Source organism: Marinilabilia salmonicolor JCM 21150 (assembly GCF_000259075.1).
GTDB classification, from domain to species: domain Bacteria; phylum Bacteroidota; class Bacteroidia; order Bacteroidales; family Marinilabiliaceae; genus Marinilabilia; species Marinilabilia salmonicolor.
On record NZ_AJKI01000040.1, the window covers coordinates 134777 to 153806 of the forward strand.

Annotated in this window: 10 protein-coding genes and 2 tRNA genes; 7 read left to right on the forward strand and 5 right to left on the reverse strand. The window is 43.4% G+C overall.

Features of this window, described 5'->3' with window-relative positions; translation table 11 throughout:
* Positions 1–114: 114 nt before the first annotated feature.
* Positions 115–185 (reverse strand) — tRNA-Gln (locus tag W7W_RS0116940).
* A gap of 161 nt (positions 186–346) precedes the next feature.
* On the opposite strand from W7W_RS0116940, the gene W7W_RS0116945 reads away from it, so the two are divergent.
* The 6 genes from W7W_RS0116945 (at position 347) to W7W_RS0116975 (ending at position 12012) form a co-directional block, all read left to right on the forward strand.
* Complete coding sequence (locus tag W7W_RS0116945) at positions 347–3253, forward strand: glycosyltransferase family 117 protein (protein WP_010664867.1); 2907 nt, start codon at positions 347–349, stop codon at positions 3251–3253.
* A gap of 412 nt (positions 3254–3665) precedes the next feature.
* On the forward strand, positions 3666–5456 hold the full coding sequence (locus tag W7W_RS0116955; protein ID WP_010664868.1) for a hypothetical protein: 1791 nt from the start codon (positions 3666–3668) through the stop codon (positions 5454–5456).
* A gap of 570 nt (positions 5457–6026) precedes the next feature.
* Positions 6027–9104 carry a DUF2723 domain-containing protein gene (locus W7W_RS0116960; protein WP_010664869.1) on the forward strand — a complete coding sequence of 1026 codons (3078 nt, stop codon included), beginning with the start codon at positions 6027–6029 and terminating at the stop codon, positions 9102–9104.
* Positions 9097–9756: a polysaccharide deacetylase family protein gene (locus W7W_RS0116965; RefSeq protein WP_025006847.1), complete on the forward strand. Its 660-nt coding sequence runs from the start codon at positions 9097–9099 to the stop codon at positions 9754–9756. The genes W7W_RS0116960 and W7W_RS0116965 overlap by 8 nt, the downstream gene beginning before the upstream one ends.
* Positions 9753–11021 (forward strand): phosphoribosylamine--glycine ligase, encoded by a 1269-nt coding sequence (gene purD, locus W7W_RS0116970; protein ID WP_010664871.1) that lies wholly within the window; start codon positions 9753–9755, stop codon positions 11019–11021. The genes W7W_RS0116965 and purD overlap by 4 nt, the downstream gene beginning before the upstream one ends.
* A 40-nt stretch (positions 11022–11061) precedes the next feature.
* Positions 11062–12012, forward strand: a complete 951-nt coding sequence (locus W7W_RS0116975; RefSeq protein WP_010664872.1) for a hypothetical protein — start codon at positions 11062–11064, stop codon at positions 12010–12012.
* A 28-nt stretch (positions 12013–12040) separates the two neighbouring features.
* On the opposite strand, the gene W7W_RS0116980 is transcribed toward W7W_RS0116975, so the two are convergent.
* The 4 genes from W7W_RS0116980 to W7W_RS0116995 all read right to left on the reverse strand — a co-directional run bounded on the left by W7W_RS0116980 (position 12041) and on the right by W7W_RS0116995 (position 17994).
* Positions 12041–15142, reverse strand: a complete 3102-nt coding sequence (locus tag W7W_RS0116980) for a PAS domain-containing hybrid sensor histidine kinase/response regulator (RefSeq protein ID WP_010664873.1) — start codon at positions 15140–15142, stop codon at positions 12041–12043.
* A gap of 419 nt (positions 15143–15561) precedes the next feature.
* Complete coding sequence (locus tag W7W_RS0116985) at positions 15562–16419, reverse strand: substrate-binding domain-containing protein (protein ID WP_010664874.1); 858 nt, start codon at positions 16417–16419, stop codon at positions 15562–15564.
* A 229-nt stretch (positions 16420–16648) separates the two neighbouring features.
* Entirely contained in the window at positions 16649–17725 is a 1077-nt protein-coding gene (locus W7W_RS0116990) for a lysylphosphatidylglycerol synthase transmembrane domain-containing protein (RefSeq protein ID WP_010664875.1), read from the reverse strand.
* 195 nt (positions 17726–17920) lie between these two features.
* Positions 17921–17994, reverse strand: a tRNA-Ala gene (locus W7W_RS0116995).
* A gap of 309 nt (positions 17995–18303) precedes the next feature.
* Here W7W_RS0116995 and W7W_RS0117005 point away from each other — a divergent pair.
* Positions 18304–18984, forward strand: a complete 681-nt coding sequence (locus W7W_RS0117005) for an energy transducer TonB (RefSeq protein WP_010664876.1) — start codon at positions 18304–18306, stop codon at positions 18982–18984.
* Positions 18985–19030 lie beyond the last annotated feature (46 nt).

Consider the following 19030-nt stretch of genomic DNA (forward strand, 5'->3'; position numbering starts at 1 on the left):
ATTTTGTTCACCGTCATTGTGGTTTTTGATGGTTTTTGATGAATGGGCTAAAAACAGAAAAAGCTGTAAATCAGGGGATTTACAGCTTTTTGTTATTCGTTGAATGTGGTATTGTTGTCCCGCCAGGATTCGAACCCGGACTGGATGGACCAAAACCATCTGTGCTACCATTACACAACGGGACAATCATTGAATGCTTTTTCCTTTAAAAGCGATGCAAATATAGGATGTTTTTAATGAACCCGCAAAAAATATTTCTCAAAAAAATTAAAGATTATCCAACTTCTGTTGAGTCTTGTTTTTACGGTGCTTTTGCAATAGTTTAGCAGCCAAAAGATTATTTGTAATGCAAAAGGGGTTGAGTTATCTGAAAAAAAACTTTCCGGGATTGCTGATTCTTGGGATTTCTTTGCTGGTTTATGGCAAAACGGTGGCACCCACCGTTAGTTTTTGGGACAGCGGCGAGTTTATTGCTTCAGCTTCCATGCTTCAGGTTCCACATCCTCCCGGAGCACCGGTATATTTAATGCTGGCTCGTATGTTCACGGTTTTTGCTCCCACTACTGCCGGTGTTGCCTTGTTTGTAAATCTTTTATCTGTTGTGGCTTCTGCGTTTACGGTGCTTTTTATATTCCGGATTTTATTACTTCTGTTCAGGATGGTGCGGACTCAGGAGCGTCTGGCTCCGCGGTGGATTGAGCAGGTGGCTGCCGGGGCTGGAGCATTGCTGTTTGCATTTACAGATACATTCTGGTATTCTGCCGTTGAAGCAGAAGTGTATGCGCTGTCTCTCTTTTTTTCGGCCATAACACTGTGGAGTTTTCTGAAGTGGTATTTGAGTGGCGATGAATCCCCCCGGTGGTTCTATCTCGGAGTGTTTTTGTTGGGGCTTTCCATTGGCGTACACTTGTTGAATTTGCTGATGACTCCGGTTTTTGTTTTATTTTTTTTCTGGAAAAGATTCAGATCCGGGATTAAATCAACCTTGTTGGGGCTTTTTTGGGGTTTTGTAACTTTGGGAACTTTATTTTTTGGTTTAGTATCCTATGGACTATGGCCGGCCATGGAACTTGAGTTGTTGTTGGTCAATAACTGGGGACTATTTCAGCACTCGGGTGTTTTGGTGTGGCTTATAATTCTTGCAGGCGGAACAATATCCGGCATGATTTTTTCCTTTAGAAGATATCCCAAAGCGCATTTTGGCTTTACCATTGCAGGACTGCTTCTTATGGGATGGTTTTCTTACCTGATGGTGCCGGTCCGGGCTTCTGCTAATCCGGATATCAACATGAATGCTCCCGATAATGTGTTTGCCATGCATGACTATATTAACCGCACTCAATACGGTAGCCGGCCGTTAATGGTGGGGGCTCATGCCTGGGCACAGGTGGAAGACTGGACTACAGTCAGCGGATATGTTTTTAACCGGGAGGATTCCCGGTATGAAGCTGTACCAGTCGGCACTGTTTTTTCTTATCATCAGGATGACTATGTGTTTTTTCCCCGGATGTATAGTCGCCAAAGTCATCACAAAGAAGGTTACGAGTGGTGGTCGGGAATTGATGGGGATATGGATGCTCCAGGACTGGCCCATCAGGTTGATTTTTTTCTTAAATATCAGATGGGTCACAGTTTTTTGCGGTATGTGATGTGGAATTTTGTGGGACGGCAGAATGATGAACAGGGACATGGAGACATTGTGTCCGGAAATTGGGCTTCCGGCATTGATTTTATCGACGGACACATGCTGGGCAGCCGGGAGTATTTTCATTCCGGAGAAGCCTACAGTGCTGCAGCCAATCATTATTACGGGTTGCCACTTGTCTTTGTTTTACTGGGATTTTTTTTCCTGTTGGCAAAGGGGCCGGGACGCAAGCAGGTGCTGGTGGTGCTGGGTACTGTGTTTCTGATGACTGGGCCATTATTGGTGCTTTACCTCAATCAGCCTCCTTATGAGCCCAGGGAACGTGATTATGTATATGTGGCCTCATTCATGGCACTTGCCCTTTTTGGGGGAATCGGGTTTTACAACCTTTTACGTACAATTCTTCATTTCTCCGCTTCGGTCTTAACCACTGCGTTGTCGGGACTGTTGTTGTTTCTGGCTGGTCCGGGGCTTTTGTTTTCCGTTAATCTGAATGATCACGACAGGTCGGAAAGGTATCTTGCCCGTGATCTGGCAGCAGCACAGTTGCGAAGCTGTCCTCCGGGCAGTATATTGTTCACCTATGGCGATAATGATACTTATCCCTTGTGGTACGTTCAACAATCAGAGGATGTTCGTCCCGATGTGAGGATTGTGAATCTTGGTTTGTTGCATGCCACCTGGTATCAGCAATACCTCAGACGTGCTCAAAAAGGGAATGGGGCCCTTGAAATGACACTCCCGGAGGATTTTTATCGCAACAATGCAGTGGAGTTTTTCCCGGTTTCATCCATTTACTCTGCCCCCGGTGGGGCTGTTGAGATACTGGAAAAATTGTCAGCGTGGACAAAATCAGGAGTGGAGGAAAGCCGTAATGACCGAATACATCCCGAATGGGAAATGATGTTGTCGGATGGAGAAAAATTGGAGTTCACCCTTGAACGTTCCTATTTATCCATCGGGGATCTTACGTTGCTTGATGTGGTTGCTGGCAATGCTGCTCAGCGGCCTGTATGTTTTACGCGCAACGTGGATGTAGCATCGCTTGGAAGCTTTAAAAATCACTTGCAACCGTTTGGGTTAACACTCAGACTTGTTTCCGGCACTTTATCTGATGAAGAAGTTCCGGCTCATTTAGAGGCGCGATGGGCCCTTTTTTCTGACAGCATTTCTCTTGGAAAGAACGAAACCTGGTACGATAACACTTGTCGTCAGGCACTTTCCACTTCAGAATATCGGGATGCTGCGTTGGAACTGGCCAGGGAGTTGCTGGCTGCCGGCGACAAAGAAAGGGCCGGAGAAGTTCTTCGGAAAAGCTTGCAGGAATGGCCCTTTTCACCCATGCAGGATCAGGCAAAGATGCTTGAGATGGCACAACTGCTGCAGTTGACCGGTAAGAGGGATCAGGCTTCGGGATTGGTGAATGATTTGGTTTATGTAAATTTGTCTGATTTGTACTGTTTTTATTACTCAGGATTCGACTTGCAGTATCTGAATCAACGCTATTGCGACTTTTTTAAGGATTTACATCATCTCTCGAAACAACTAAATATGGATCAACAGGCCATAGAACTGGAAATGGAACTTCAAAGGATTTGTAGTTTTTGAACAGATTGTTTTAATTGCGTCAAAAGATTTGTTTTTACAATATTTATGAGTCGAATGTAATATTCTTCGTTACCTTTGCTTCCATAAATGTAAAGAACAAGTAGATTAATTCTTTTTTGACAATATTCGCCTTTTTCGCCCGGGTAAAACGGGTTTATTGAGGATAGCCGGGGCACTCCGACTTAACCGAAGGTGTACTTTTTATTGCATCAAAAGAGCTGATGCCGGCAAAATAATTCTGCGAATATCAATCATCCTGATTTCTTCTGCATCTCTTTTCAGTTATTTTATTGAAACATGAATGGAGCTTTGATTTTTCAAATTTATTCCAGGCTGTTCCCGTTTGTCGGAAAGGATGTGGAAGAGATAATCGGGGGCCCTGTTCAACTTTTAAAAATCAAATTTTAAACGAATGCACAATTTTAGTCCCCACACATTTCACGTGCCTGTTATGGGCATTGGATATACCATTGACAGTCCTCTTAAGCTTGCCCATTTGGGGATAACTTCCGTAGTATCCCTGGTTGATGATATGCTTATGGAGAAAATGCGGGAGTTTCACAGCAAAAGTATGAACTCTCCTTTTCAGGGGATTTCTTCAAAAGTTGCTGATTTCAGAGCCCGACGCATTACAGCTTTTTTAGACCTGATGGATGGGATGGTTAAAGAGAAGATTGCCGGAATGAAAAATTCCTTTTCCAGAAAAAGTGAAGAAGTTGACAAGTATTTCGAGATGCTTCCGGCTTCTTCAAAGGCAAGGCAGACATATTTTTATCTGAAACAAAATGCCAATTTCAATGATCTGAAAGAATGGGTTTGGGAGAATCTTCAACCTGGTGAAATCGATGTCAATATTATGACCAAACTGGATAAGCCCAATTTTGCAGGAGGAGAACAGCTGCCGGTGGAATTTAATGATGCCCATGCTGCTTTGAGAGGCTTTGCACAAAGTAATCTGTCGTCTTCGCTGGTATTATCGGCCGGAATGAATCCCCGTCTTTTTAGTTATATGGAGAAATGGGATGATTTTTATCCCGACCAGGAGGGACTGATTAAGAAAAAAGTGACCATAAAAGTAAGTGATTTTCGGTCGGCCGTGGTGCAGGGGAAAATGCTTGCCAAAAAGGGCATCTGGGTGTCAGAATTTCGCATTGAATCAGGTCTGAATTGCGGTGGCCATGCTTTTGCTTCGCAGGGAAACCTTATGGGGCCGGTGCTTGAAGAATTTAAACAAAAGAGGAATGAATTGATTAATGATCAATTTGCTACCTTTTGTGCAGGTCTGGCAGCAAAGGGGATGAGGTGCCCTGAGCAGGCGCCCGCATTGCGTTTCTCTGCACAGGGCGGTGTGGGAACTGCAGCGGAGCATCAATTTCTGCTTCAACATTATCATTTGGATTCTGTGGGGTGGGGAACTCCTTTCCTTATGGTTCCCGAGGCCGTTAGTATTGATGCCGATACGATCAATAAGCTTGGCCGGGCTAAAGAAAAGGATCTTTATCTGAGTGATATATCCCCTTTGGGTGTTCCTTTTAATAACCTGAGGGGAAATACCAAGGACCTGGAAAAAGAGAGCAATATCGAAGCCAACCGTCCGGGAAGCAACTGTACCAAACAATATTGTTCGTTGAATAGTGAATTTTCAGGGCGTCCGGTGTGTACTGCTTCTCGTCAGTATCAGCGGAAGAAAATCCTACTGGCCGAAGCAGAATTGTCATCGCAGGCAGCCATTAATCAGGAAATTAAAAAAATTACCGAAAAGTCCTGTATTTGCGTTGGGCTGGGGACTTCTGCTCTTATTGCTAACGGCATTTCCCATTTAAGTGAAGGTGCCGGAGTCTCTGTTTGTCCCGGACCTAATATGGCATATTTTGACAAAGAGGCTTCCTTAAAGGAGATGGCAGATCATATTTACGGACGGGAAAACATCATGAGCCGGTCAGATCGACCACATATCTTTTTGAAAGAGCTGGAGCTGTATGTCAATTACTTTTTTGAGAAATTGAAGCCGCAGGAAGAATCAGATGTCCGGAAAAAGGCCGCAAATGAAAAGTTTTTACAGGCCATATCAGAATCTATTGAGTATTATCGCGCTATGTACATCCGGCAAAGTGCGCAACTTGGAGTTGTGATGGCTGATGTTTTGGGACGGTTGAGATTTTTTGAAAAACAGGTAAGTGGATTCTCCGTTGCTCAAAAGTAAAGAAACGAGCATGGCAAGTGATGCCACAAAAAACAATGAATAAATTCCTTACATGCGAGTTCCATCAGACTCTAACCTGCCTTATGCATAAGAAAGGTTAGATGCAAAATGTAAGCAGGCTGAAAGCCTGAAAGCAAATAGCCCAGGGCAACGCCCTGGGTTTTGAGGTATCCCTCCACCCCCTCTCATTATTGGTCGCGACGTGACCAATAATGAGAGGGGGGAGTTATTTCAATTTCCCTGGGGAGTTGCCCCAGGCTATTGCTCAAAATCTAAATCCTCAAATACATTAGTATTCTGCGGTTTAGATTTTTCACACGCCTTGAATTTGGACTTTCTATCTCAAACACGTGAAAAACGCTTAGTTTATGGACAGGCACTAAATAAGGTTTCACTTCTCTAACGATAAAGCAGGGATTTTTCTAACTTTTATGTATTTTTGGCAAACTTCTGATTAATCAGGCAGATCCGAAAATGCTTTTGGTGAAATGGTGGTACGGAAGCCTACCATCACAAGCCGGTTGTCAGTTGTTTTTTGAAACGCCAAAAACGAAGGAAAACAAAATACAGATGAGACAATACAAAAAGTTTAATCTCGCATTGGGTTGGCTGACCTTTTTGATTTCAGCTACGGTTTATCTGCTGACCATTGAGCCGACAACCAGTTTTTGGGATTGCGGTGAATTTATTGCTGCATCCTACAAGTTATTGGTAGGTCACCCTCCGGGAGCACCGTTTTTTATGTTGTTGGGGCGTTTCTTCTCCCTTTTTGCGCCTGATGAAACATACGTTGCAGCCATGATTAACTCCATGTCAGCTCTGTCCAGTGCGATGACCATTGCTTTCCTGTTTTGGACCATTACGCATCTGGCCCGCAAGATTTTTGTGGATAATCAGGAGTCGCCTGAGGACTGGCGTTATTGGGCTGTTCTGGGAAGTGGTTTGGTAGGTGCTTTGGCTTATACCTTTACCGATACTTTCTGGTTTTCGGCTGTGGAAGGCGAAGTGTATGCCATGTCCAGTCTCTTTACTGCTGCCGTTTTTTGGGCCATCCTGAAATGGGAAAATGTGGCTCATTTGCCGCACAGCAACCGATGGCTTATCCTTATTGCGTACCTGATGGGATTGTCCATTGGAGTACACCTGTTGAACCTGCTGGCTATTCCGGCCATTGTGATGGTTTACTATTTTAAGAAATTTGAGATTACCCGGAATAATACATTGAGAGCCCTGGGGATTTCCGCAGTTTTGCTTCTTTTTATTCTTTACGGGATTATTCCGGGAGTTCCCAAAATTGCCGGTGCTTTTGAGCTGGCTTTTGTCAACGGAATGGGACTTCCGTTTAACTCAGGATTACTGGTTTACGGAATTCTTCTCATTGGCGGACTTATTTTTGGTATTTACTATTCCTACCAACATAAAAAGGTGGTTTTAAATACTGCTCTCACCGCCATTACTGTCATTATTTTTGGTTATTCCTCTTTTGCCATGATCGTTATTCGTTCTGCTGCCGAACCAACAATGGATCAGAACTCACCCAACAATGTGTTTTCGCTGATTTCATACCTGAACCGGGAGCAGTATGGTGACCGGCCGCTTTTTACGGGGGAATACTACAACTCGGAAATAGACAGACAGGCATCACAGGCAAAGGAAGGGTCTCCCGTGAGAATCAAAAAAGATGGAAAGTATGAGATTGTTCAGTACCGACCGGAGTATGTTTTTAATCCCAACACAACCACCTTCTTCCCCCGGATGTACAGTCGTCAACAGAATCATATCTCTGAGTATAAAAAGTGGGCCAACATTGAAGGACGACCGGTTACGGTAAGAGACAGCAACGGAGAACCCAAAACCATTCAGTTGCCAACTTTTGGGGAGAATCTTACGTTTTTCTTCAATTACCAGATACGCCATATGTACTGGCGCTATTTCATGTGGAATTTCTCCGGCCGTCAAAATGATATTCAGAGTCATGGCGAATTGCATCACGGAAACTGGATTTCCGGTATTCCTTTTATTGACAATACCATGCTGGGTGACCAGAGCAAACTACCCGATCATTTGAAGAACAATCCTGCGAGAAATGCCTATTATTTCCTGCCTCTTTTGTTGGGACTTATTGGATTACTTTTTCAATATGGTTCCGGCCGTCAGGGCAAGCAGGGGTTTTGGATTGTCATGCTTTTATTTTTCCTTACCGGACTGGCCATTGTGTTGTATCTGAATCAGACGCCTCTTCAGCCGCGTGAGCGGGATTATGCTTTTGCAGGATCCTTTTATGCCTTCTCCATCTGGATTGGGCTGGGTGTGCTGGCTCTGGTTGATGGACTGCGAAAGGTTTTCGGTGGTAAAAATGCTGCCCTGGTTTCCACCTTGGTTGCATTGGGACTGGTGCCTGGTATTCTTGCAGCAGAGAACTGGGACGATCATGATCGCTCACACCGGACCATTGCCCGCGATCTGGCCATTAATTATCTCAATACTATTGATGAGGACGGGATTATTTATACCAACGGGGACAATGATACCTTCCCGCTCTGGTATGTTCAGGAAGTGGAAGGTGTACGTACCGATGTGAGGGTTTGTAACCTTAGTTATCTGCAAACCGACTGGTACATCGATCAGATGAAGAGAAAAGCTTATGAATCAGATCCTCTTCCCATCTCAATGAGCCACGATCAGTATGTTACAGGCACCCGGGATATGGTTTATCTTATCAACCGAACCGAAGGGGCACCTGATTTGAATGAGGCAATGGCATTCCTGAAAAGCGATAATGAAAGAACGAAGCGTGTTCCCGGATACAGTGCGGAAATTGAATATCTTCCTTCCAATTCGTTTAGTTTGCCTGCCGATAGTCTTAAATTGTTGCAAAAGGATTTTGTCAGTGAAGAATATGCTCACCTGATTGACTCTGTAATGGAGATCAATCTTGGCAGCAGGGATTATCTCCTTAAAAACGAAATGATTGTGTTGGATATGCTGGCGACCAACGACTGGGAACGTCCGATATTCTATGCAGTGACAGTAGGAAGCGATAACTATGTGGGACTGGATAAATATTTCCAGCTCGAAGGATTCGGATACAGAATTGTTCCCATTAAAGCAAATCGTCAGCAAGGTCTTACCGGGCGTGTTGATACCGAAAAAGCTTATCACAATTTTATGGAGGTTTACAATCTGGAGAATTTTAAAGATCCGAGAGTTTATCTGGATGAAAATCATCAAAGGATGGCCATTAACATCAGAAACAATATGGGGCGTCTTGCAACGGCATTGCTGGATGAAGATAAAACAGAAAAAGCGCTGAATGTATTGGATAAGGCGATGGAGGTGCTCCCTTCCGATAAAATTCCTCACAACTACTTTTCAATTTTCCTTGCAGAAGGATATTACAAAGCGGGGGCGTTTGAAAAAGGTGATGAGATTCTGAAGGGGTTTGCAGAGGTCAATTTCCAGGAGCTTGATTATTTCCTTTCCTTGTCGCCCCGAAAGCGGAACAGAGTAATGAACGACATTCGCCGCAATATGGCGATTTATGGTGAAATTGTTCGTACTGCAGAGAGCTTTGAACGCGAAGAAATCCTGAAAGGCCTTGATCAGAAATATAATTCCAGCCTTCAGAAAATGGGATTTTTTGAGTAAAACGAATTCATGGATTGTGAAGCCGCCATTATGGTTGCGGTGGCTTTTCCCCGGTGTGTTGTGGAGGCAAAACACCGAAGAAAAACGTGTTTTCCTTACTTTTGACGACGGACCGGTGCCCGGAGTAACGCCTTGGGTTATTGAACAGTTGAATATCGCAGATGCAAAAGCTACCTTTTTTTGCATTGGTGATAATATCCGTAAATATCCCGGGGTATTTGGTAAACTTCGTCAGGAGGGTTTTGAGACAGGAACTCATGGGTATGCACATCAACCCGGTCATAAAACGGGGCGAAAAGGTTATTTTGAGGATATAGACCGGGGACTTGAATATTGTGGCAAAGTTAATTGGTTCCGGCCGCCTCACGGAATTATTTTTCCCTGGTGGGTTTCGGAAATTAGAAAAAAAAAGCTGCAAGTTGTTTTATGGGATGTTTTATCATGTGATTATGACCGGACGCTTTCCCCCGCTGAGGTAACCGACAATGTTTTGAGCAATGTGAGACCCGGTTCCGTGATTGTGTTTCACGACTCATTAAAAGCCTGGCCTAATCTGAAAATAGCATTGCCGGCTGTTCTGCAGTGGCTCAAAACCAATGGCTATACAACAGAATTATTGACTACTATAAACCAAAACAAGAGGAAATTATGAATATTTTACTTCTGGGATCGGGAGGCAGGGAACATGCCCTTGCCTGGAAAATGAGGGTAAGTCCGCTGCTGGACAATCTTTTTATCGCGCCGGGAAATGCCGGAACCGGGCTGATTGGAAAAAACCTGAATGTGGATCCCACCGATTTCAACGGGGTTAAAAATGCTGTTATCAAAAATAGTATTGACATGGTTGTGGTTGGCCCTGAAGTTCCTCTTGTCCAGGGGATTGTTGATTTTTTTCTGAACGATCCTGCCATTTCATCGGTGCCGGTCATCGGTCCTTCCCGACGAGGGGCACAACTGGAGGGAAGCAAGGAGTTTGCCAAGCAGTTTATGGTGCAGCATAAAATTCCTACTGCCCGTTATCTGGCGGTTACCTCCGATACTATTGATGAAGGTGAGCGTTTTCTAAATACCCTGAAATCACCTTATGTACTTAAAGCTGACGGATTGGCTGCAGGCAAAGGGGTTCTGATTATTGACGCTATTGATGAAGCAAAAAATGAGCTTCAGATGATGCTCAGCGGGAAGTTTGGCAAAGCCAGTGATACCGTTGTTATCGAGGAGTTTTTGTCCGGCATTGAATTGTCGGTTTTTGTAGTCACTGACGGGCATAGCTACATGCTACTGCCGGATGCAAAGGATTATAAGCGCATCGGAGAAGGAGATACCGGGCTCAACACCGGTGGTATGGGAGCCGTTTCACCTGTCCCGTTTGCCGATGATGCTTTTATGCAAAAGGTGGAGGATCGCATTATTAAACCTACTATCGAAGGGTTAAAGGAGGATGGAATTGATTACAGAGGATTTATTTTCTTCGGACTTATAAAAGTTGAAGATGATCCCTATGTGATAGAATACAATGTGCGTATGGGTGACCCGGAGACAGAGGTGGTGATGCCTCGTTTGCAATCGGATGTGGTAGAGGTTTTTAAGGCAGTTGCTGCAGGCAGGTTGAAAGATCTTACCTCTAAATTTGATCCGCGTACAGCCGTTACTGTGATGATGGTTTCCGGGGGTTATCCCGGAAAATATGAAAAAGGGAAAAACATTTTGGGCCTTGACCACGTAGAAGGCAGTATTGTTTTTCATGCAGGGACCACAAGCGGCAACGGAGTACTCACTTCGGGCGGGCGTGTGCTGGCGATTACGTCGCTTGGGAACTCTATTGATGAGGCGCTTGAGAAGTCCTATCGAAATGCTGAAAAAGTACAATTTGAGAAGAAGTATTACCGAAAGGACATCGGATTTGATTTAAAGTAGTTAAAAAATGCTCTACAGGACGTTGCACAATAATAGCTTAATGGCTTTTATTCTTGTCCCTTTTATATTACTCTTGTTTTGGGTCAGGGTTTTTCTTTTTGAGGGGGTTCAGCCAATTAGTTTCGACGGGATACATATGCCCTTGTGGGAATGGCTTGTACGTCCGGTTTTCGGTCAAAGCGTATTTTGGGCTGCCGTATTCTCCTATATACTTGCTGTATTGACGGCTTTTACGGTCAACCGAGTGGTTGGCCGTTATGGTTTGTTGAGCAAACAGTCGGTACTTCCTGCCCTGATTTTCGGGTTGTTGGTAAGTGGTTTTTTATCTGTGCAACGGTTGCATATGGTGTGGATGTTTGCCCTGTTCTTTTTACTGGGCATAGAGAGAATAATGGGAGCCCCCGCTTCTTCCCGTAAGGAGGTACGATGCTTCGATGCAGGAGTGTTGTTTGGTGTCGGAGTGCTTTTTTATGCCAAAGGCGTTTATCTATACCCGATGATTGTTGTGGCGATGGGTGTGCTGCGCGTGCTTTCGGTACGTTCGTTTATTGCCGTTGTACTTGGGCTCTTACTGCCTTTTATGTTAAGTGCCGGCTACTTTTTTGTTTTTTCCAGTGTCGAGGAGTTTGGGGTTTATTTTGTGCTGAATTTGTTCAGCAATACAGGGCAGTTCGGACACAATCTGGTGTCTCAGATCTATCTTCCTGTCGTTATTCTGGTTACTTTAATTGGATTAATTACTCTTGTCAGATATATCCCTACTCAGAAAATCATTACCCGAAAGCACTTCAGAGTGGTTGTATGGCTGATCCTGGTTTCGGCAGCTCTCTGTTTAACACCATACTTTTCGGTGGAACTCACCCCCATTGTGGCCATTGGACCTTCCATTGTACTTGCCTTCTGGCTCGATAAAATGGGGGCTAAATTCTGGCGCGAATTTCTTATTTGGTTTTTGGTGGCCGGTACAGCAGCTGTTCAGATTTTAATGTAATACTGGGTCTCTTATTTACAGGGAGTTGTTACATCCATTTTTGAATGGTATGCTGGAGATCATTCAATTTAACCGGCTTCCCGATATAATCATTCATCCCGGCTTCCAGACATGCCTCTCTGTCGCCTTTAAGAACATTGGCGGTCATTGCAATAATCGGGGTGGAAATGCCTGCCTTTCGCAATTCACGGGTGGCATCCAATCCGTTTAAAACCGGCATCTGAATATCCATCAGAATGGCATCAAAAGTTTCCTGATTCTTTATGAGTAAATCCACCGCTTCAGCCCCGTTGTTAGTTATAGTGGTAACCATTCCTATTCTGCTAAGCATTTTTTCTGTTATTTTCTGATTGATGGGGTTGTCTTCCACCAGCAGAATTTTCTTATTTTCTTTGGGTTTGGAATTGTAATTATCGGAACTTTTGTCGGTATCGATGCCGAATATCAGTTGATTGATAATGTGGAAAAGTTCTGTGTGCTTAATGGGTTTTTCCAGCACCATATCAAATCCCTGAAATGCATGTTTGTTTTGCGAGGTGAAAAGTAATGTTTTAATATTGGGGGCTGTCTCTTTTATTTTTTGAATACCTGTTTCTTCATTATTGCTGAAGATGTGGGAGTCAATAAGAATCAGGTTAAAGCTCTTATCTTCGATCAGTTTCTCAAATGCGGATTTCTCATCACTTACAGTTACAGGCGTTATTCCCCAGTTGTGAAATGCTTTTTTTAACAGCAATAAGTTGGTTTTATGATTGTCCACAATCAAGGCTTTCAATGACTTCATTCGTGGATTTTTGAAGTCATCCTGCTGGTTTTTCTTATCGGCTTTGAATGGAAGGATGAAGTGAAATACAGACCCGGGGTTTTCTGCCGACCAGGCAAAGTTGGGGTTGGGACTTTCCACCCATATCTTTCCCCCCATTAGTTCTACAAGCATTTTCGAGATGCTGGTTCCAAGCCCGGTGCCACCATATTTTCGGGTAGTTGACCCGTCAGCCTGAGTGAAAGACTCAAATATTTTTTCTCTTTTATCGGGAGGAATTCCTATTCCAGAGTCTTCAATGGCAAAATGAACATTTAGGTTTTGTCCTTCCTGCTTCTCAAGGTCCACTTTTAGCACCACTTCTCCTTCCTGAGTGAACTTCACAGCATTTCCCATCAGGTTGATGATGATTTGAATCAGCCGTCCTTCATCCCCAAGCAGGTTTGAGGGGATGGTCTCCTCCACCGAGGCAATAAGCTCCAGATTTTTATCGTGGCTTCTGAAAGCCATCTGGTCCAGAAGGTAATCAACTGTTGAGCGGATATTGAATGAGTATGATTCGATTTTCATTTTTCCGGCTTCAATTTTTGAGAAGTCCAGAATGTCATTGATAATGTTCAGCAGATTGTCGCAAGAGCGGCTGATGATGGTAATGATGTTTTGCTGTTCACGGTTTAGCCTGGTTTGTCCCAGCAGTTCTGTGGCACCGATAATTCCATTCATGGGCGTACGGATTTCATGGCTCATATTGGCCAGAAACTCCGATTTTGCTTTGTTGGCTTCTGCCTCCCGGTGTTGCATCTCTTTTTGGGCCGAGATGTCCATGAATGCTTCCAGACGTACCTGCTGATTGTTGATCTTTAGGGGGATGATATTCTTGAGTATTACTCTGGAGATGTTATTCTCCTTCACATTAAGTCTTTCCTCAAGAGTAGATATGGTAAGCCCGGATCCATCATCCTTATAACGTTCATGCTTGATGGTTTCAAAGAGTTGGTTGTATCCCTGTTGCTTCACCTCCTGAATGGCATCCTCAAGGTTCTCAAATCCCATGATGGTTGCTGCTGTGGAGTTGATTTCAACAATATTCCGGTTTTCGTCGGTAATCAGGATTCCCACAGGCAGGTTTTCGGTAATGGTTTTAAGCGTTTCAATAGATTCCCTGAGCGATTGTGTCAACAGACGTTTTTCTGTTACATCTTCTTTTATAGCGATAAAGTTGGAGATGGTATTTTCATCGTTGAGAACCGGGGTGATGTATATCTTATCCCAGGCGGTTTCCCCCTTTTCGTTGGTAGATCGGATTTCTCCATTCCAGGTGCGGCCTTCCTGAATATTCTCAAGTAGAATTTTGGCAAACTCATCGTTCTTGTCCGATTGGAGCAGGTGGAGACTGGTGCCCTCTATCTCCTTCTTGGTCAGGTTGTTTTTTTGTTCGAAGGATTTGTTGACGTATTCAATAATGCCATTGGTATTGGTGATCATGATGGAAACCGGACTTTGTTCCACAGCTTTTAATAGTTTTACATTGGTCTCCTCTGCTTTCCGCCGGTGGAGGATGACTAATCCGATTTGATTAATTATAATAAAGGTAATGCTACCCACCAGGAGGGAGAAGATTATTAAACTCAGATATTTTATTCGGGAATATCTCTCAAACACAAAGATGCTTCTTTCGTTTAATTCCGAAATGGTTTTACTGATTTGAAAGGAGATCTGATTTTCTATTTCATAGATTCGTGCAAGAATACTTTCTGCCTGTTTTTGATAAAAATTGATGGATTCCAGGTTCTCTTTGGCTATCGGGGCGTTGCCTGTCATTTGTCCCTTCAGAGAACCTGTGATTTTGGCACTTAACGATTGCAATTCGTAGAGCATGGAAGGAATGTCGCGAATTTCCGGAATTGTTCCGGTATATTCATCGGGGCGGTAGTCGATAACTTCGGCTATCCGGTCGGCATTTTCCATATTTACAGCTTTCATCACTGTAATGCTTCCACCTTTGTCAAGTTTATCCAACATTGTCAGGCTTCGGTTGATGTTCTGCCGGATTCTGTTTTGAAGGTTGTTTAGTTGTTGAGGATGTGTTACGGAAGAATATGACTTCAAGTCCAGATTGATGTTGAGCAGGTTTTCCTTCAGTAAAGCTTCTATTCGTTGTTTTTGTTCCTGGTTTCTTATTGTATTCTGATAGTGGATGGTATAGGTTTTGTCGAAATAATTACCGATAATGAGGATGGAGGCAATGGTAAAAATAAATATCCCCAGCAGAAGATATAATTTGTTGATCAGGGGCTCTTTAAAAAGTCCGCTGCTCTTTCCGAATGGAAGCCTTCTTAGAATATTCTTACTTGTTTTCAGGACCAATTTGTTGCGTTTTTTGAGGTCAGGAATTTGTTGAACTGTCTGGTATGGTTAAGGTTAATTAGTTGAAAAAGGTTTTCCGTCTATTGCAAGCAGGTGTTAACGCCCCGGACAATGCACTTTGTTGAACTTGTCGGATGTTAACAATTGATGGTTTCTTACAAAGTATGCTTCGTGCTCGTCGATAAATTAAGTTTTTGTTATGTGTCTGATTCCCAAAGTCCATTTGCAATGTTTGCGACCGCGTGCCGCCTAAAGCTTTAGCGGTGGCGCAAACCGCCAAAAGAGCAGTTTACTCTCCGATAAGGAGTATTTTGGCAGCAATGATGCGAAGCAAGTGATTCTTTAAGGGAATACACTAATTAAATGCATGCTCAAGATAGGGAATTAACATGTGAAAATAAAGATACGGACTCTAAAAATCATATTGGTTGGCGAATTCCATACTTTTCAAAAATTTTCCGAGCATTTTCCTGATTCAGGATTGAAAGAAACTGCAGTGCATTTTTTTTATGGCTTCCCGTGTTTAGCAACACTGCCACTGCAGGAAAGCTTTTGTGTGGCGACTGTATTGAGAGGGTGTCCACCTGTGTTCTGATGCTGTTTGTGAGGTAGTCCGACTCCCAGGCAATGGCCAGAGATGCATGATTGGATGCAATATTCCTTACCAGACTTCTGGAATCAACGGTCAGAAAAAGCACCGAATTCATAACCTGATCATACAACAGATGCTTTCGCAGGAGTATTCCGCTGGAAAATCCAAGTGTGCTGCTTTCAGGATTGGCTAAAATAATTCCGTTCTCGGGAGTTGTAAGAGATTCTAATGCTCCGGAAAGTTTCAGTGGGTTTTTTCTTGGTATGATGAATACCAGGGTTTGATTTCCTAAATATACTGAGTCTGAAATCATTTCCGGTGATGCTGCCAGAATTTTATTAAGCGCTTCCCGGGAGTCAGGAATGAATATGTCGGCTTCACGCCGGTAATGGATAAGATTAATGAGATTTCGGGCACAATCGTTCTGAATGCTGATGTTGAGACCTGTACTGTCTTCATATTCCTGCACAATTTCCAGAACAGGAGCCAGGATTCCGTTTTCACAATAAATAATCATGTCCGGGTCCTCTTCTTTATCGGTTTCTTTTGCTGTATTGCAGGCACCGCTAAAAAAGAAAATCAGAAAGCTGAAGAGCATTATGGGAAAATGGGTCAGCCATTTTTCCAAGGCTGAAGTTTGATGTTTGTAAAGGCGCTCTCTCGTTGATTGTTGACTGTCATACATATGATTGACATTTCAGTATTGGCCCGGAAAAATAGCGATTACAGACTGTTGTGATTCTTCATTTCGGAGAGTGTCACGATCTGCCGGGCGGTTTTTGCAAATAACTCGTAATTGGTCAAATGCAAGTTACAACCATAATGATTTTATAATCATTTGATTAATCACAAAAACCGTGTTGTTGGTCAAATGTTAATGATGTATGATAGAAACGAAAGAGAGTCCTGAATTATTATTTCACTTTCCGGCTCAGGAAGTGTCTTCTTATCCAGCGTGGCACCATAAATGTTCCAAAAATCAGGTATGGGTAATAGCTTACCATACGCCACATAAAGGCCATGGCAATTCCTGTTCCCACGGGAATAAAAGCCGCAAGAAATTCTTTGAATACATATTCGGCAAATCCGCTACCTCCCGGAGTGGGGCTGATAAGCATCATGATCCACATAACCAGTTGCTTGGCAAAAACATGGAAGTGATCCTCCCAGTTGAGCCACTTTATTCCCAGGAAGGTTATGATAAGGGTGTTCACCACCCAATAGCGGGAGGTCCAGCTGAAAAATGTTGCTGCGAATGCTTTTATCCATTTTGATAATGGCCAGCCACTGAATTCCTTGGATGTCTGAATAAGGTCGGTGCCCGATTCGTTGGCCTGTGGACGCCACTTGCGGATGATGGGCAATTTGAAAATCATCAGAAGCAGCCATTTTAATCCGCGTGGATTGATGAACAAACCGTAGCTCAGAATGAGCGTGTAGAGTAGTTTAATAGAATAACCACCCATGGCAAGCAGGAAAAAGTTGTTTTTGTACCATGGAAGGGCGGCGTCGGCAGCATCCAGAATAAAAATGTCGGAACGCCCGAGCAGTAATAATATGATTGGAAAGGTGAGAATAAAATAGAGCTCATCGAGAAAAGAGGTGACCATCACCACTGCCGTACTTCTTCCCAACCGGACTCCTTCTTTGTTTAGGAAAAATATGGCTACGCTGGTACCTCCAATGGCTGAGGGGGTAATGGCGGAGGTGAACTCCCAAAGCATAATAATGTTGAAAACCTTCTTCCACGATAATTCATTGTTGGTAAGAATCCGAATTCGCAGCATGTAGCCAAAATCTCTGACTGCCATCAGCAGAAAGGATACCAATAACCAGAAGACAGACCAGAAAGTAAACCTTACAAAGCTAAAGCTGCCTGGCTCAAATTCCCGGTAAAGCAAAAAACCGGTTACCGATAATCCTATAAGAATTGGCAGGATTATCTTACTGGGGTTAATACTTTTTATGATTTTACCTGAGTTGTCTGTCATCTGTATTTCCTGAATAATTGAGCTATCGTTGGTGTCTGTAATAGCCGGTGATTGATGCTTGTTGTTGGAGAGACAAATTTAAGGCTTACATTTAACAACCGAAAGACACGGTGTTAAACTTTCTGAAAATGATATTAATAAAAACAAAAAAACCGGACGTTCTGTCCGGTTCTTCGTATATTAGTATAACAAACGTGGAGATGAGGGGAGTCGAACCCCTGACCTCGTGACTGCCAGTCACGCGCTCTAGCCAACTGAGCTACACCCCCGGTTTTCGAATTGCAAATATAAATGAAAATCGGGAAACTGGCCAAAGGATTTTCGAAAAAAATGTGGTTTGGATTGGTTTTTGTTGCGTATTTGCTGTTAAGGTGTTGAGATTTAGCTGTAAAAGGAATTCTTTCAGAGGTTTTGTTCTTTTGAATGATTAAAAAGAACCGTTAAAATTGCTTGGGTTTGATTATAAAATCCTATTTTTAGCCTCTCAAAATGAAAGACGACTTTTGTTCGTTAGATTTTGGAACATTGAAAAGCAGTAAGAGACATTAAATTTTAGGCACCAAAATTCGATTTTTATTATGGAAGTAAAAAAGTCGCCCAAAGCAGATTTGGAAAGCAAAAAGTCAGTCTTTATGCAGATTGGACTTGTTGTGGTGCTTTCTCTGGTTTTCATCGCCTTTGAATGGACATCAACCGATGCAGGTGTCAATGAAGGGTTTAAGATTGAAGAAGAGGAAGTAGAGGAGGAGATCATTCCGATCACCACCCAGGAAGAAGTGAAACCACCGCCGCCGCCGCCACCACCGAAAGTGACAGATGTATTGAATATCGTGGAAGACGACGTGGAACTTGAGGAGGAGCTGGTTATTGAAGATACCGAGGCTACCGAGGAGATGGAAGTTGACTTTTCCGACATGGAAACTGATGAAGAAGAGGAAGAAGCTCCGGTTTTCTTTATTGTGGAAGACATGCCTGAGTTTCCCGGCGGAGATGCTGCGTTACACAAGTATCTTGCAACTTCCGTAGATTATCCTGTGATTGCTCAGGAAAACGGAATTCAGGGACGTGTGTATGTGAAGTTCGTAATTAACACCGATGGTTCTGTAACAGATGTTCAGATTGCCCGTGGTGTTGACCCGAGTCTTGACAAGGAAGCTATCCGGGTTGTTAAGAGTATGCCCAAATGGAAGCCCGGTAAGCAAAGGGGTAAATCGGTAAGAGTATCTTACACTGTACCCATCAACTTTGTGCTTCAATAATAGCATTAAAAAGTTTTAAAATATGAAAAAGCCCGGTTCTGCCGGG

Excerpts from the sequence above, each read along its gene's own strand:
- purD (WP_010664871.1), top strand. The coding sequence starts at position 9,753 with ATGAATATTTTACTTCTGGGATCGGGAGGCAGGGAACATGCCCTTGCC.
- W7W_RS0116990 (WP_010664875.1), bottom strand. The coding sequence starts at position 17,725 with ATGACAGACAACTCAGGTAAAATCATAAAAAGTATTAACCCCAGTAAG.
- W7W_RS0116945 (WP_010664867.1), top strand. The coding sequence starts at position 347 with ATGCAAAAGGGGTTGAGTTATCTGAAAAAAAACTTTCCGGGATTGCTG.
- W7W_RS0116960 (WP_010664869.1), top strand. The coding sequence starts at position 6,027 with ATGAGACAATACAAAAAGTTTAATCTCGCATTGGGTTGGCTGACCTTT.
- W7W_RS0116985 (WP_010664874.1), bottom strand. The coding sequence starts at position 16,419 with ATGTATGACAGTCAACAATCAACGAGAGAGCGCCTTTACAAACATCAA.
- W7W_RS0116975 (WP_010664872.1), top strand. The coding sequence starts at position 11,062 with ATGGCTTTTATTCTTGTCCCTTTTATATTACTCTTGTTTTGGGTCAGG.
- W7W_RS0117005 (WP_010664876.1), top strand. The coding sequence starts at position 18,304 with ATGGAAGTAAAAAAGTCGCCCAAAGCAGATTTGGAAAGCAAAAAGTCA.
- W7W_RS0116955 (WP_010664868.1), top strand. The coding sequence starts at position 3,666 with ATGCACAATTTTAGTCCCCACACATTTCACGTGCCTGTTATGGGCATT.